Origin of the sequence: Streptomyces amritsarensis (assembly GCF_001953875.1) — a bacterium.
GTDB classification, from domain to species: domain Bacteria; phylum Actinomycetota; class Actinomycetes; order Streptomycetales; family Streptomycetaceae; genus Streptomyces; species Streptomyces amritsarensis.
Genome location: NZ_MQUR01000017.1, coordinates 50,849 through 66,051, shown reverse-complemented (window position 1 = coordinate 66,051; position 15,203 = coordinate 50,849). Strand labels below are relative to the sequence as shown.

General features: G+C 72.6%; 14 protein-coding genes. 7 read left to right on the top strand and 7 right to left on the bottom strand.

Annotated features, from left to right (window positions below; all coding sequences use genetic code 11):
* Positions 1-120: 120 nt before the first annotated feature.
* Complete coding sequence (locus tag AVW11_RS10550) at positions 121-459, top strand: hypothetical protein (protein ID WP_030855421.1); 339 nt, start codon at positions 121-123, stop codon at positions 457-459.
* Positions 460-554: 95 nt separating this feature from the next.
* Here the strand turns inward: AVW11_RS10550 and hutH are convergent, their stop codons facing one another.
* From hutH to AVW11_RS10525, 5 genes are all read right to left on the bottom strand, one after another.
* The gene (gene hutH / locus AVW11_RS10545) at positions 555-2,096 is read right to left on the bottom strand and encodes a histidine ammonia-lyase (RefSeq protein ID WP_060178809.1); all 1,542 of its coding nucleotides are present in this window, start codon (positions 2,094-2,096) and stop codon (positions 555-557) included.
* Between the two features lie 115 nt (positions 2,097-2,211).
* Positions 2,212-3,327 carry a GGDEF domain-containing protein gene (locus tag AVW11_RS10540; protein WP_030855415.1) on the bottom strand — a complete coding sequence of 372 codons (1,116 nt, stop codon included), beginning with the start codon at positions 3,325-3,327 and terminating at the stop codon, positions 2,212-2,214.
* A gap of 104 nt (positions 3,328-3,431) precedes the next feature.
* Entirely contained in the window at positions 3,432-4,229 is a 798-nt protein-coding gene (locus AVW11_RS10535) for an enoyl-CoA hydratase/isomerase family protein (RefSeq protein ID WP_076043849.1), read from the bottom strand.
* Between the two features lie 728 nt (positions 4,230-4,957).
* Positions 4,958-6,106 (bottom strand): adenylate/guanylate cyclase domain-containing protein, encoded by a 1,149-nt coding sequence (locus AVW11_RS10530; protein WP_030851135.1) that lies wholly within the window; start codon positions 6,104-6,106, stop codon positions 4,958-4,960.
* A 222-nt stretch (positions 6,107-6,328) separates the two neighbouring features.
* Entirely contained in the window at positions 6,329-7,192 is an 864-nt protein-coding gene (locus tag AVW11_RS10525) for a biotin--[acetyl-CoA-carboxylase] ligase (RefSeq protein ID WP_076043848.1), read from the bottom strand.
* Positions 7,193-7,571: 379 nt separating this feature from the next.
* Between AVW11_RS10525 and AVW11_RS10520 the strand changes: the two genes are divergently transcribed.
* From AVW11_RS10520 to AVW11_RS10510, 4 genes are all read left to right on the top strand, one after another.
* Complete coding sequence (locus AVW11_RS10520; protein ID WP_076043847.1) at positions 7,572-9,164, top strand: acyl-CoA carboxylase subunit beta; 1,593 nt, start codon at positions 7,572-7,574, stop codon at positions 9,162-9,164.
* A gap of 18 nt (positions 9,165-9,182) precedes the next feature.
* Positions 9,183-9,395, top strand: a complete 213-nt coding sequence (locus tag AVW11_RS10515; RefSeq protein ID WP_030851143.1) for an acyl-CoA carboxylase epsilon subunit — start codon at positions 9,183-9,185, stop codon at positions 9,393-9,395.
* Between the two features lie 79 nt (positions 9,396-9,474).
* Positions 9,475-9,609: a morphogenic membrane protein MmpB gene (gene mmpB, locus AVW11_RS38940; protein ID WP_257856429.1), complete on the top strand. Its 135-nt coding sequence runs from the start codon at positions 9,475-9,477 to the stop codon at positions 9,607-9,609.
* Positions 9,610-9,631: 22 nt separating this feature from the next.
* Positions 9,632-10,261 (top strand): Maf family protein, encoded by a 630-nt coding sequence (locus AVW11_RS10510; protein WP_030851146.1) that lies wholly within the window; start codon positions 9,632-9,634, stop codon positions 10,259-10,261.
* On the opposite strand, the gene AVW11_RS10505 is transcribed toward AVW11_RS10510, so the two are convergent.
* Positions 10,242-10,721, bottom strand: coding sequence for a hypothetical protein (locus AVW11_RS10505; RefSeq protein ID WP_076043846.1), 480 nt, complete (start codon positions 10,719-10,721; stop codon positions 10,242-10,244). The genes AVW11_RS10510 and AVW11_RS10505 overlap by 20 nt on opposite strands.
* 490 nt (positions 10,722-11,211) lie before the next feature.
* Between AVW11_RS10505 and AVW11_RS10500 the strand changes: the two genes are divergently transcribed.
* Complete coding sequence (locus AVW11_RS10500) at positions 11,212-12,975, top strand: acetyl/propionyl/methylcrotonyl-CoA carboxylase subunit alpha (RefSeq protein WP_030851152.1); 1,764 nt, start codon at positions 11,212-11,214, stop codon at positions 12,973-12,975.
* 83 nt (positions 12,976-13,058) lie between these two features.
* Here AVW11_RS10500 and AVW11_RS10495 read toward each other — a convergent pair whose 3' ends face one another.
* Positions 13,059-14,924, bottom strand: coding sequence for an FG-GAP repeat domain-containing protein (locus AVW11_RS10495; protein ID WP_076043845.1), 1,866 nt, complete (start codon positions 14,922-14,924; stop codon positions 13,059-13,061).
* On the opposite strand from AVW11_RS10495, the gene AVW11_RS10490 reads away from it, so the two are divergent.
* The gene (locus AVW11_RS10490; protein ID WP_076043844.1) at positions 14,911-15,183 is read left to right on the top strand and encodes a hypothetical protein; all 273 of its coding nucleotides are present in this window, start codon (positions 14,911-14,913) and stop codon (positions 15,181-15,183) included. The two genes, AVW11_RS10495 and AVW11_RS10490, sit on opposite strands and share 14 nt — an antisense overlap.
* Positions 15,184-15,203 lie beyond the last annotated feature (20 nt).

Here is a 15,203-nt window from a genome sequence, read left to right as displayed (position 1 = left end):
AGAAGGGTTCATACGACGGAGGGTAAGGCCCGCGGAAGCCCTGACTTTCCCACGACCCGCCCCTTTCCGTAGCATCGGCGCACACGGCCAATTCGCTGCTGCCACAAGGGGGATCGCACCGTGTCCGCACGCCGTCCGCTGCTCACCGCTCTCGGAGCGACCACCCTCCTCGCCGCCCTGTGGTTCGTGCCCTCCGCGGGCGCGACCGCGCCGGAGACGGCGCAGCCCGCTTCCGCCGTGCCCGTGGGCGCGAACACCGCGCAGGACCCCGACGGGGCGTCCGCCGTCGGGACGGTCACGGGCTCCGCGCCTTCCGCTTCGGGCGCGCGGCCCCCGTCCCTCTCGCTCGCCGACACCGGTTCCGTCGACACCGCCCCGTACCTCCTGGGCGGCACCTTCTGCCTCGGCGTCGGGGCCGCCTTCGTGGCCTTCTCGGTGCGCCGCTCCCCCGGCGCGTAGGCCCCCGGCAGACGCCTACGACGGCGAAGGGCCGCCCCGGGGATGGTGGTGGGATCCCGGGGCGGCCCTTCGCCGTGCTGAGCGGGTGCCGCTCGTCAGGCGAGCGGGCCCGTCACGGGCTCCACCGCGGCGAGCAGCGCGCCCGTACGGACGAACTCGTCGGCGGCGGCCAGGTCGGGCGCGAGGAAGCGGTCCGGCCCGGGGCCCTGCACGCCCGCCGCCCGGGCGGCGGCGATCGCGGCCAGGCTGGCCGGGGCGGCGGTCAGGCCGTGGCGCAGCTCGATGGCGCGGGTGGCCGCGTACAGCTCGATGGCGATGATCCGCGTGAGGTTGTCGACGGCGGTGCGCAGCTTGCGCGCGGCCGACCAGCCCATCGAGACGTGGTCCTCCTGCATGGCGGAGGAGGGGATGGAGTCGGCCGAGGCCGGGACGGCGAGCCGCTTCATCTCGCTGACCAGGGCGGCCTGCGTGTACTGGGCGATCATCAGGCCCGAGTCCACGCCGGCGTCGTCCGCGAGGAAGGGCGGCAGGCCGTGGCTGCGGTTCTTGTCGAGGAGCCGGTCGGTGCGCCGCTCGGCGATGGAGCCGAGGTCGGCGGCGGCGATGGCGAGGAAGTCCAGGACGTAGGCGACCGGGGCGCCGTGGAAGTTGCCGTTGGACTCCACGCGGCCGTCGGGCAGCACGACCGGGTTGTCGACGGCGGCGGCCAGCTCGCGGGAGGCGACCAGGGCGGCGTGCGCCATGGTGTCGCGGCCGGCGCCGGCGACCTGCGGGGCGCAGCGCACGGAGTAGGCGTCCTGCACGCGCGGCGCGGACTCCTCCTGGTAGTGCCCGGTCAGCCCGGAACCCTTCAGCACGGCGGCCATGTTGGCGGCGGAGGCGCTCTGGCCGGGGTGCGGGCGGATGGCGTGCAGCTCGGGCTGGAGGACCTTGTCGGTGCCGAGCAGCGCCTCCAGGGTGAGGGCGGCGGTGATGTCGGCGGACTTGTAGAGCCGGTCGAGGTCGGCGAGGGCCATGACCAGCATGCCGAGCATGCCGTCGGTGCCGTTGAGGAGGGCGAGGCCCTCCTTCTCGCGGAGCTCGACGGGCTCGATGCCGTGCTCGGCGAGCAGCTCGCCGGCGGGGCGGACGGTGCCGTCGGGGCCCTCGGCGTCGCCCTCGCCCATCAGCGCGAGCGCGCAGTGGGACAGGGGGGCGAGGTCGCCGGAGCAGCCGAGGGAGCCGTACTCGTGGACGACGGGGGTGATCCCGGCGTTGAGCACGGCGGCCATGGTCTGCGCCACGGAGGGGCGCACCCCGGTGTGGCCGGAGGCGACGGTCTTCAGGCGGAGGAACATCAGCGCGCGGACCACCTCCCGCTCGACGCGGGGACCCATGCCGGCGGCGTGCGAGCGGACGATGTTGCGCTGGAGCTGGGCGCGCAGCTCGGGACTGATGTGCCGGGAGGCGAGGGCGCCGAACCCGGTGGACACCCCGTAGACGGGTTCGGGCTTGGCGGCCAGCGCGTCGACGATCTCGCGGGCGCGGGCGAGTGCGTCGAGCGCCTCGCCGGACAGCTCGACCCGTGCGTTGCCGCGGGCAACGGCGATGACGTCCTCGGCGGTGGTACCGGACGTCCCCACCACGACAGTGTGCATATCCATATTCAGCACCCTACGGATTGAATCGCTCCATGTCACTAGCTGAAACTGTCACGATCGCGCAGCCGCTGGACCCCTTACGCGACGAGGCGCCCGGCATCCGGCCCCGCGGTCACTGGCGGCCGCGGAAGCGGCGCCGCTCACCCGGAGCCTCCTGCGCGGCAGCGTCCGCCAGCCGTACCACCGCCGTGTCCCGGCCCGCCACGACCGGCCCGGCCGAACGCGCCGCCTTGGCCTTGTACTGGGCGGCGTCCGCGAGGCGGAACAGCCGCCGGGAGGACTTCACCGGCCCGATCGGGTCCCCGGTGGAGGCCACCCCGCAGGCCACGCCCTCACCCAGCTCCAGCTCGGCGGCGCGCGCGCACAACTCCTCGCTGACCCGGACGACGTCGTCCGCCGGCGGGCCGACCCCGACCAGGCAGAACTCGTCGCCGCCCAGACGCGCGACCAGCGCGCCCGGCAGCATGGCCCCGCACAGGCTCAGCACGGACCCGAACCGCTCCAGCAGCCGGTCGCCCATGGCGTGCCCGAGGGTGTCGTTGACCTTCTTCAGCCCGTTCAGGTCGCAGACGACGAGACTGACGACGGCATCGGTGCGCCGGTGCTCCTCCAGGGCCTCGTCGAGGCGCATGTCGACGGCCCGGCGGTTGGCGAGCCCGGTCAGCGGGTCGGTGAAGGCGAGCCGCCGCGCCTCCTCCAGGCGCTCGTTCTGCGCGAGGCCGGCCGCGACCACGGCGGCGAGCACGGTGGCGAACTCCGCGTCGCCGTCGTCGAAGTCGGGCAGCCCCTCGTCCCGGGCGACGTACAGCTCGCCCCAGGCCCGCCCGCTGAGCACGACGGGCGCGACCACGCACGTACCGCGGCCCCGGCGGCGCAGCGCCTCGCCGCGCCGCCCCGGCCGGTCGCCGACGGCGCTCTCGACCCAGGCGTGGGGGCCGCCGCCGCCCACCCACCGCTCGTGCAGGAACTCGGTGATCTCGGGGAAGTCGTGCACCGGATAGGACTCGTCCTCGGGGAACTCCTCCTCGCCCGCACGCCGCTCACCCTCGTTGACGAGCACGCGCAGGCACCCGCGCTCCCGCTCCCACGCCGAGATCGCGGCGAACGAGCCGTCCATCGCCAGGCGCGCGCCCCGCGCGGCCGCACGCACACTGTCGCGCGGCGTGCTCGCCGCGGCCATCGCCTGGGCGAGGCCCACCACGGCTCGCAGCCGCCCGTCAGCTCCCATCACCCCAGGTTAGGGAGTTTTGTCGGATTTTGAGACAATTGGCGCGAGTTTCGACAGCCTCAAGATCACCACGGGCACACCCGCCGGGGTCTGCTCCCCCGGGTCTACTCCCCCGGCCAGTTCGGCTTGCGCTTCTCGTTGAAGGCCGCCACGCCCTCCGCCCGGTCTCCGGAGAAGGCGACCGTCCGCCAGGCGGCGTCCTCGATCTCCAGGCCGGCCGCCAGGTCCATGCCGTGCCCCAGCCGCAGCGCCCGCTTGGCGGCCCGCAGGCCCACCGGCGAGTTCGCGGCCATCCGCGACGCCAGCGCCAGCGCCTCGGCCGCGTCCCGGCCCGCCGGCACCACGGAGTCCACCAGGCCAAGGGAGAGCGCCTCCGCGGCCTCCACCCGGCGTGCCGTGAAGATCAGCTCGGCGGCCCGCGCCGCACCCACGCGGCGTGGCAGCAGCTGCGTACCGCCACCGCCGGGGATCACACCCACGGAGACCTCGGGCAGGCCCACCACCGCGGTCTCGTCGGCGACGATCACGTCGCAGGCCAGCGCCAGCTCGAAACCGCCGCCCAGCGCGAAACCGTGTACCGCCGCGATCGTCGGCATCGGCAGCTCCAGCACACCGCCGTAGGCCCCGCGCGTGGTCGGCCGCTGCCGCACCAGCTCGGCGTCGGAGAGCGAGTTGCGCTCCTTGAGGTCGGCGCCCACGCAGAAGGCCCGCTCCGCGGTGGAGGAGAGCACGACCACCCGCGCGGAACGGTCCGCTGCCAGCGCGGCGCAGGCCGCGCCGATGGCACGGGCCATGTCGGTCGAGACCGCGTTCATGGCCTTGGGGCGGTCCAGGACCAGCTCCGCGACCCCGCCCTCGTGGCGGCGTACCGCCACGAACTCCGACTCGAACTCGGACGCCATAGGACCCTCCCGGTTAACGAACGTTACGTCGGGATAGTAGGCGGTGTCCCGCCGATCGGTACGGGCCGTGGCACATTTGGCGCGGCCGTGACCCCCGCCTCCCGCCCGCCGACGCCCCAGCCCCTCGGGCGGGGGTGGGCGGAGGCGCGCCCCGGCGCGCCCGCCGCGGCCCGGCGTACGGGGGCGCGGACGCCGCAGCTCGGCTCGACGCGGCACCCGCGCGGCGCGCCTCAGGGGCGTGGCCGCCTGGGCGGCCTCGGGCGCGCGGGCGCCGCCGTCGGCGCGGGCCGGATACCCAGCGCGGACGCCGCCGCTCGGCCCGGCGCAGGCACCTGCGCGGCGCGGCTCGGCGCCGGGGGACGCGGGCGCCGCCGGTCGGCGCGGGCCGGATACCCAGCGCGGACGCGGCCGCTCAGCCCGGCGCGGCGCAGGCCTCTGCGCGGCGCGGCTCGGAGGACGGGGACGCGGCCGTCGGGGCGGCCTCGGGCGCGGGGACGCGGGGACCCTGCGCAGCGCGGCTCGGCGCCCGGCGTACAGGGGCGCGGACGCCGCCGCTCGACCCGGCGCGCCTCAGGGGCGTGGCCGCCTGGGCGGCCTCGGGCGCGCGGGCGCCGCCGTCGGCGCGGGCGCCCCGGCCGGGGCACCTGCGACGCGCGGGGTGCGGGTGCCGGCGCCCCGGCGGGTGTCGGCGCCCCGGCGGTGCGAGCGGCGGCCGGTGACGGCGGGGGTCAGCGGCGCTTGCGGCGCGTCAGGGACCAGGGCTCCACGACGCCCAGGCCGCGCACCGGCCGCTGCCACATCGGCTGGAGGGCGAACCGGTAGGCCGCGCCCTCGTCGGGCTCCGCCTCCGCCTCCTTCTCCGACACCGGTGCGGCGCCGGTCCGGGAGAGCTCCTCGGCCATGGCCCCGTCCACCAGCACGGCGTCCTTGGGGGCTATCGACGTCAGGCGGCTCGCGAGGTTCACCGTGGTCCCGAAGACGTCGCCCATCCGGGTCGTCACCGTGCCGAAGGCGATCCCGACCCGCAGCTCGGGCATCTGCGGGTCGGCCTCCATCGTCTCGATGAGCCGCAGCGCGATCTCCGCGGCGGTCGCCGCGTCGTCGGCGCAGTACAGCACCTCGTCACCGAGCGTCTTGATCAGCCGGCCGCCGTACGCGGCCACCAGGTCCGCCGCGGTCGTCTCGAAGGACTCGACGAGCTCGCCGAGCTCCTCCTCCTCCAGCCTGCGCGTCAGCCGGGTGAATCCGACCAGGTCGGCGAAGCCCACCGCGAGCCGCCGGTCGACCATCTCCTCGTCGTCCGCGACCTGCACCACCCGTCCGGTGGCCGCCGCCAGCTGGCGGCGCCACACGTAGACGAGGAACTCCTCCAGCTCCGGCAGGAGCAGCTCGACCAGGGGGTACGTGACCTCCGTACGGGTCATCCCCGGCTCCGGCGGCTCGGTGAGCCCCTCCAGGAACGAGTCGATCTGCCACTCCGCCAGCCGCGCCGTGGTCTGCCCGGTGGACCGCGCCACCTGCACCGCCATCGGCTCGGACAGCAGCCCGGCCTCCACCAGGCCCGCGAGCCGGCGCAGGGCCAGTACGTCGGCCTCGGTCAGCGCCCGCGCCTGGCCGATGTCGGCGAAGCCCATGGCCCGCCAGAAGCGGGATGCCAGCTCCATCGACACCCCGGCGCTGCGGGCGGCCTGGAAGGGGGTGTACCGGCGCTCGGCGCCCAGGATGAGCTGCTCCAGGCGGATCGCGAGGGGATCCGCCGTCGGCTGCACGGTGTGGTCGACCTCGTGGTGGGGGGTGTGCTGGTCGCGCCCGATCGGGGTGCCCGGACCGGTGGGCCCGGGGGCGGACGCGCCGGAAGCAGAGTCGTCGACGGTCAAGGGCCGCCTCCTGTCCATTCCGTGCGCACTGCCCTGCCGAACCGGTTGATCACCACGAGCAGCGGGATCGCCTAAACCATACGGCAGGTGTGCCGTAGCTCACTCCCCCTCCCCGGCTTCGAGCCGGCACCGGTGCCGGGCTCCACACGGCGGTGCTTGGGGCCGCATGCACCCGAAACGCAGCATTCCGCGCATTTCGCCGCAGGCCCGGCCCCACCCCCGTCAGTGCACGGACCGCAGGTGGACGACGTCGCCGGCCCCCACCGCCTCGTGGGTGCCTTCGGCCGTACGGATCACCAGGCGGCCATCGGTGTCGACGGCTTCGGCCGTTCCGGTGAGGGTGCGCCCGCCCGGCAGCTCCGCGCGCACGTGCCGGCCGAGCGTGGCGCAGCCCGCCGCGTAGGTCTCCTGGAGTCCGCTGGCCGCCGGGTCGCCACCGGCGGCGCGCCAGTTCCCGTACCACTCCTCCAGCGACCGCAGTACGGCCTTCAGCAGCGGCTCGCGGTCGGTCACGGTGGCCTTGGCCAGCAGCAGCGACCCGGCGGCCGGCACCGGGAGCTCCTCCTCGGTCAAGGTGACGTTGAGCCCGATCCCGACGACGATGCCGTCCGCGACGCGCTCGGCGAGGATGCCGCCGGCCTTGCGCTCCTCGCCCTCGACGGTGACCAGCAGGTCGTTGGGCCATTTGAGTGCGGTGTCCACGCCGGCGGCCCGGGAGAGCCCGGTCGCGGTGGCCACGCCCGCCAGGAGGGTCAGCCACCCCCACTGCTCCTGCGGCACCGCGCCGCCCGGCTTGAACAGCACCGAGAAGAACAGCCCGGACCGGGCCGGAGCGACCCAGCTGCGGTCGAGACGGCCGCGGCCGGCGCTCTGCTCCTCCGCGACGAGCACGGCCCCCTCGGGCAGCTGCGCAGCCCGCGCGGCGAGGTCGGTATTGGTGGACCCGGTGGAGGCGACCACCTCCAGGGAGGTCCACAGCCCGTCCCCGGTGACGAGGGCCCGCCGCAGCGCGGCGGCATTGAGCGGCGGCCGGTCCAGGCTCGACCAGCGACCTGCGGAGGCTCCTGCTGAGGCGTCTGATGACATGGTCGGATTCCTTATGTCGCCGTGTGTGATCCTCTGACCCGGGCTCGTGGTCGGATCCTGACTGACCCTAGCTTCCCCACTGTGGGGAATTCTGCGGCGAATCGGTCATTCACGTTCCGTTTCCACCCCTGCGACGCGCGGGCCGTGGAGCCGTCCGCGACGTTCGACCGTGTGCGGATGGCCCACGGCCCGGGAGAGCCGTCCGCGAGGGTGGGAAGGCTTCCCCTTAGGGAAGGCGACGAGGCCAAGCAACCCAATGCAGGTGTGTCAAACGCCGCACTGCCGAGCGCCATGCCCGCCGATACGCTACGCACCAGTAGCCAGCAGTAGTCAATCAATTGACCAGGCAGTTGACACCATGCAGGGAGCCGCGACCCCGATGTCACATCCGTCAGAGCCGATCGACATGCACACCACCGCGGGCAAGATCGCGGATCTGCAGCGCCGCATCGACGAAGCCACCCACGCCGGTTCCGCCCGCGCCGTGGAGAAGCAGCACGCCAAGGGCAAGCTGACGGCGCGTGAGCGGGTTGCCCTACTGCTGGACGAGGGATCCTTCGTCGAGCTGGACGAGTTCGCCCGGCACCGGTCCACCAACTTCGGGCTGGAGAAGACCCGCCCCTACGGCGACGGCGTGGTCACCGGCTACGGCACGGTCGACGGCCGCCCCGTCGCCGTGTTCTCGCAGGACTTCACGGTCTTCGGCGGAGCCCTCGGCGAGACCTTCGGCCAGAAGATCATGAAGGTCATGGACTTCGCGCTGAAGACCGGCTGCCCGCTCGTCGGCATCAACGACTCCGGCGGCGCCCGCATCCAGGAGGGCGTCAGCGCGCTCGGCATGTACGGCGAGATCTTCCGCCGCAACGTCCACGCCTCCGGCGTGATCCCCCAGATCAGCCTGGTCGTCGGGCCCTGCGCCGGCGGCGCCGTGTACTCGCCCGCGATCACCGACTTCACGGTGATGGTCGACCAGACCTCGCACATGTTCATCACCGGCCCGGACGTCATCAAGACGGTCACCGGCGAGGACGTCGGCTTCGAGGAGCTGGGCGGTGCGCGCACGCACAACAGCACGTCCGGCGTCGCGCACCACATGGCGGGCGACGAGAAGGACGCCATCGAGTACGTGAAGTCGCTCCTGTCGTACCTGCCGTCGAACAACCTCTCCGAGCCGCCCGCCTTCCCGGAGGAGGCCGACACCGCGGTCTCCGACAGCGACCGCGAGCTCGACGTGCTGATCCCGGACAGCGCCAACCAGCCGTACGACATGCACACCGTGATCGAGCACGTCCTCGACGACGCGGAGTTCCTGGAGACGCAGTCGCTCTTCGCACCCAACATCCTGACCGGCTTCGGCCGGGTCGAGGGCCACCCGGTGGGCGTCGTCGCCAACCAGCCGATGCAGTTCGCCGGCTGCCTGGACATCGACGCCTCCGAGAAGGCGGCCCGCTTCGTGCGGACCTGCGACGCCTTCAACATCCCGGTGCTGACGTTCGTGGACGTGCCGGGCTTCCTCCCGGGCACCGACCAGGAGTACAACGGAATCATCCGGCGCGGCGCCAAGCTGATCTACGCGTACGCGGAGGCCACCGTGCCGCTGATCACGGTCATCACCCGCAAGGCCTTCGGCGGCGCCTACGACGTCATGGGCTCCAAGCACCTCGGCGCGGACCTGAACCTGGCCTGGCCGACCGCGCAGATCGCCGTCATGGGCGCGCAGGGCGCGGTGAACATCCTGCACCGCCGCACCCTCGCCGAGACCGCTCCCGAGGAGGTGGAGGCCACCCGGACCCGGCTCATCGCCGAGTACGAGGACGCGCTGCTCAACCCGTACACGGCGGCGGAGCGCGGCTACATCGACGCGGTGGCCATGCCGTCCGAGACCCGTGCGCACGTGGTGAAGGGGCTGCGGCAGCTGCGCACCAAGCGGGAGTCCCTGCCGCCGAAGAAGCACGGCAACATCCCCCTCTAGTCCCTCCAGGAGGTCACCGTGGTGATCAAGGTCGTCAAGGGCAATCCGACCCCTGAGGAGCTGGCCGCCGCACTGGCGGTGGTCCAGGCGCGCGCGGCGCTGCTGGCCTCGGCGGCGCCGGCGGGCGCCCCGCCGGTCGCGGACGAGTGGTCGACGCCGGCCCGGGTGGCACGGCGCCGGCTCCCCCAGCCGGGGCCGCACGCCTGGGGCCGGACGTACTGGCCCGGGTAGCCGGATGACGTGAATGCGGTACGGCGCCTGAGTACCCGTACTCAGGCGCCGCACCCGTCCCCGGGGCCAGGATCGGAACATGCTCTGGTCCGACCCGAAGAACGAGCCGCCCAAGGACATGCGCGACGCGCAGGCGATGATCCGGCGGCTCACCGTGGTGCTCGCCCTCGCCATGCTCGTGGTGGTCTACGTCCTCGGTGTGAGCCACTTCTGAGCCGCCCCCGGGCACACCTACGATGGCGGGCATGACTGCCACACCCCAGCCCGCGAGCGTGCGCAAGCTCGTCCTCGCCTCCGCCTCCCCCGCCCGGCTGAACCTGCTGCGGCAGGCCGGTCTCGCCCCGCACGTGATCGTCAGCGGCTTCGACGAGGACACCCTGGACCACGACGAGCCGGCCGGGCTGGCGCTGGCGCTGGCCGAGGCGAAGGCGGCCGTGGTGGCGGCCCTGGACGAGGCGTCGGGCGCCCTGGTGATCGGCTGCGACTCGGTGCTGGAGCTGGACGGCGAGGCGCTCGGCAAGCCCGCGGACGCCGAGGAGGCCACCGCGCGCTGGAAGGCGATGCGCGGCCGTGCGGGCGTGCTGCGCACGGGGCACTGCGTCATCGACACGGCGACCGGGCGGCAGGTCTCGGCCACGGCGTCCACGACGGTCCGCTTCGGCGAGCCGACGGACGCGGAGGTGGCGGCGTACGTGGCGAGCGGCGAGCCGCTGCACGTGGCGGGGGCGTTCACCCTGGACGGGCTGTCGGCGCCGTTCATCGACGGCATCGACGGGGATCACGGCAACGTGATCGGGCTCTCGATGCCGCTGCTGCGCTCCCTGCTGGGCGAACTGGACGTGTCCATCACGGACTTGTGGGCCTGAGCTCCCCGAGCTCCCCGAACGGCGGCGGAGGCGGGGTGTCCTCGACGGGGCCGCCCCCCTCGCCGTGCCGGGCGGCGGGGTAGAGCGTCAGGATCAGTACGAGCAGACACAGGATCAGCATCAGCGCCGCGAAGGCCGCCCAGCCGACCAGGCCGACGGCGAGCATGCCGAGCACCGCGTGGGTGACGGCGGCGCTGATGAGCACGACGCGGCCGAAGCGGCCCGGCGGCCGGTCGCGCAGCGCGGCGAGGACGGCGAGGACGGCGCACAGCACGAGGAAGGCGCCCATGCCCGCCCCCATGGCGTAGGTGGCCTTGGACATGACGTCCGGGTCGCTGCCGGCGATGGACATCGACTGGTTGGCCGTGGTCCGGCCCAGCACGATGTGGACGAGCACCAGCACGGCGGCTTCCGCGACCAGCACGATCGCGGCCAGTCCGGCCACGAGTCTTCGCACCATGTGCACCCACCCCCCAAGCGCCATACGCCCGTTCGACGCCCTGGAGGCTACTAACGGGTAGCCCCGTGGGCAATAGATGCGCCCGCATCGCCCGTCCGGAGTACACGCCCGGCGCGGTGCGGCCCGCGGGGACCGCGGTCGGCCGCCTCGCTGTGGGTACGGTGTTGTCCCGGTTCGCCCCGCGGGACGACGGAGCTACCAATCAGTAAACAAGGGGACAACTCCTCGCTCGCCAGCAAAGAAAATGTGGGCCGTTCGTAGGGACTCGACAAAGAATCACCCGGGGCCGCTGACCGGGGAGACAGAGACCTTGGATACATGACGGGGTTACTGTGCAGTCGGGGATCCCCCTGACCTGGGGCGCCACAAGGGTTTCCCGGCGGAGCGGGCCTCGCATCACACTCTGTGTGGGCAAGGTCACCACCGGGGAAGGGTCGAAAGGCCGTGTGGGCTGTCCCTAAACTCAGCTTGTTTCAAGGAGGGAGCCATCGTGCGCAAGGTGCTCATCGCCAACCGTGGCGAAATCGCTGTCCGCGTTGCTCGGGCCTGCCGGGACGCCGGGATCGCGAGCGTAGCCGTCTACGCCGATCCGGACCGGGACGCTCTGCACGTCCGCGCGGCCGACGAAGCTTTCGCGTTGGGCGGTGACACCCCGGCCGCCAGCTACCTGGACATCTCCAAGGTCCTCCAGGCCGCCGCCGACTCGGGTGCGGACGCCATCCACCCCGGATACGGCTTCCTGTCCGAGAACGCCGACTTCGCCCAGGCCGTGATCGACGCCGGCCTGACCTGGATCGGCCCGCCGCCGCAGGCCATCCGCGACCTCGGCGACAAGGTGGCCGCCCGCCACATCGCCCAGCGCGCCGGCGCGCCGCTGGTCGCCGGCACGCCGGACCCGGTCTCCGGGGCCGACGAGGTCGTCGCCTTCGCCAAGGAGCACGGCCTGCCGATCGCCATCAAGGCGGCCTTCGGCGGCGGCGGCCGCGGCCTGAAGGTCGCCCGCACCCTGGAGGAGGTGCCGGAGCTCTACGACTCCGCCGTCCGCGAGGCCGTCGCCGCCTTCGGCCGCGGCGAGTGCTTCGTCGAGCGCTACCTCGACAAGCCGCGTCACGTCGAGACCCAGTGCCTGGCCGACAGCCACGGCAACGTCGTCGTCGTCTCCACCCGTGACTGCTCCCTCCAGCGCCGCCACCAGAAGCTGGTGGAGGAGGCCCCCGCACCGTTCCTGACCGAGGCTCAGAACGCGGAGCTGTACGCCGCGTCCAAGGCCATCCTGAAGGAGGCCGGCTACGTCGGCGCCGGCACCGTGGAGTTCCTGGTCTCCGCCGACGGCCTGATCTCCTTCCTGGAGGTCAACACCCGCCTCCAGGTCGAGCACCCGGTCACCGAGGAGGTCGCCGGCATCGACCTGGTCCGCGAGATGTTCCGCATCGCCGACGGCGAGGAGCTCGGCTACGGCGACCCGGTCCTGCGCGGCCACTCCATCGAGTTCCGCATCAACGGCGAGGACCCGGGCCGCGGCTTCCTCCCGGCGCCCGGCACGGTGACGAAGTTCGTCGCGCCGACCGGCCCGGGCGTCCGCCTCGACGCGGGCGTCGAGTCCGGCTCCGTCATCGGCCCGGCCTGGGACTCCCTGCTGGCCAAGCTGATCGTCACCGGTGCCACCCGCGAGCAGGCCCTGCAGCGCGCCGCCCGCGCGCTCGCCGAGTTCGAGGTCGAGGGCATGGCCACGGCCATCCCGTTCCACCGCGCGGTCGTCGCCGACCCGGCGTTCGCCCCCACCGACGGCAGCCCCTTCACCGTCTACACGCGCTGGATCGAGACCGAGTTCGTCAACGAGATCCCGGCGTTCACGGCTCCCGCCACCGACGAGGCCGAGGACGAGCCGGGCCGCGAGACGGTCGTCGTCGAGGTCGGCGGCAAGCGCCTGGAGGTCTCGCTGCCGTCCTCCCTCGGCATGACCCTGGCCCGCACGGCCGCCGCGGGCGGCGCCAAGCCGAAGCGCCGCGCGGCCAAGAAGTCCGGTCCGGCCGCCTCCGGCGACACGCTCGCCTCCCCGATGCAGGGCACGATCGTCAAGGTCGCGGTCGAGGAGGGCCAGCAGGTCACCGAGGGCGAGCTGATCGTCGTACTGGAAGCGATGAAGATGGAGCAGCCGCTCAACGCGCACCGCTCCGGCACCGTCGTCGGCCTCACCGCCGAGGTCGGCGCGTCGGTCACCTCGGGCGCCACGATCTGCGAGATCAAGGACTGACGTCCGCCCGTGCAACGCAACCGGCCCCCAGGACCCGAACGGGTCCTGGGGGCCGGCGCCATATGCGGATCCTTCTCCCGCCCCTACCAGGTACCCGCAGCCGCCTCCCAGCTCCTCAGGTGCTCGTTGAAGCCGCCGTCGGGCCGGGCCTTGAACGTGTAGGCCGAGGTCGCCCCCTTGGCGGTGTTGTACATGACCGAGACGTCGGCACGGCCGTCCTTGTCCGTGTCACCGGACACCAGGTTCCCGAGGGAACTCCCCCACCAGCCGCTCTCACGGGTCCAGCTCACGAAGTCGTCGTTGAGCCCGCCGTCGGGGCGGCCCGTCAGCGTGAACAGGGCCGAGCGGCCGTTGCCGTAGTCGAACATGATGGCGGCGTCGGCGCGACCGTCGCCGTTGTAGTCGCCCGAGGTGAGCCTGCTGGCGTTGTAGTTCCAGTCGCCCGGCTTGCGGGTCCACGACTTCACGGGGTCCGCGAAACCTCCGTCCGGCCTGGCGAGCAGCGTGTACGCCGCGACGGTTCCGTCGCCGGAGCCGTACAGGGCGAGGATGTCGTCCCGGCCGTCGCCGTTGAAGTCGCCCGCGACCAGCTTCGCCTTGAACGCGTCCCAGTTGCCCGGGGCGACATAGGCGCTTCGGGGCAGGGACTTGAAGGTCCCGTCCGCCTGGCCGAGGAAGGTGAACAGGGCGTTGGCGCCGTCGTCGTAGCCGTACAGCGCCACCAGGTCGTCGCGGCCGTCGGTGTTGAAGTCGCCTGCGACCCACTGCGCGCTGGCAGCGTTGAAGTTGCGCAGGCCGCTGTTGAAGGCGAGGACGGGCTCCATGAAGCCGCCCCCCTCGTTGGCGCGCAGGGTGTAGAGCGCGGTGGTGTGGTTGCCGAAGTCGTACACGGTCGCCATGTCGGACCGGCCGTCGCCGTTGGCGTCGCTGACCGCGGAGGTCACGTCCAGTTCCAGGAAGGAGCCGTCGCTCGTGCAGTTGCGGCCGCCGTAGGACTGGCTGGAGGAGTCGACCATGCGCTTCCAGGCAGGCTGGTTGTTCCAGCTCGTGCTGCCCGTGATGGTGTCGGTGTCCCAGATCTGGATTTCGCCCGACTGGCAGTTCCAGGAGCCGGAATGCTTCTGCTGGATCCGGAAGGTGGAGTCGAGGATCTGCTTGCGGGCCAGGTGGCCCATGCCGATCTGGAAGAAGGTCTTCGCACAGACCAGGGCGTAGCTGTAGTCCGGGTCCTTGGAGCACCCGACGCGGGCGTCCCTGCTGAGGTTGCCGCCGTTCCAGTAGGACTTGCCCGCCGACCCGGCGATCCCGTTGTGCTTGTAGGCCAGCGCCCAGGCCGACTTCCAGTCGTCACGCCATATCGGGTCGATGACGACCGGGAACTTGGTGTCCGGCGCCGTGAGCAGCTTGCGGTCCGTGGTGAGGGTGAGCCTGTCGCCCTTGAGCTCGACGCCGAGGTCGGCCTCCTTGGTGCGCAGGGAGATGCCGTCGACAGCGGGTACCCGGTCGACGGACGGAGCCGTGGGCGTGGCCGCCGCCGTCGACGGAGCCTGGGCGGGTGCGGACTGCTTGAGCGCGGACTCGGCGAAGGACTTGGCCGGGGCGGTGGGCAGTGGCTGGTCCGCTCCGGAGTCCCACATCTGCGGTTTGGCGGAGGAGAACAGGGGCTGGCCCGCGGGGTCGAAGGCCTTCAGTTCGCCGTTCTGTTCCTTGCGCAGCGTGACGCCGTTGCCCTTGAGGCCGAAGTCGATGGAGGCGAGCGCCGGATCGGACGCGGCCTCGCGGGTCTTGACCACGAGTTGGTGCGAGAAGCCCGTCGCGTCCGCGGCGACGCGCAGGTCGACGCCCCTCAGCACCTCGGGGTAGGTGGCGCTGTTGCCGTCCAGCGTCGGGACGGGGAGCGGCTTGGGCCAGGTGAGGGTGAGGTCCCGGCCATCCTTGCGCCAGGTCACGGAGGTCAAGCGCTGGACGCAGCACAAACGTGTCCACAACCTGACGGTCTCCAACAAGCACACGTACTACGTGCTCGCGGGCTCCGTGCCGGTCCTTACGCACAACGCCACCCCGACGCAGTGCAAGGTCGCAACCACGTCGCTGGAAAAGGACTACGATCGTCGCACCGTCGGAATTTTGGACATCCAGGTTGACGAGGTTCCGTTCAGTAGCGGAGAGAAGATCGGCGGATTCATTGACGATCTCGCCTCTGACTAAGACAAATCGCCATCACGTAG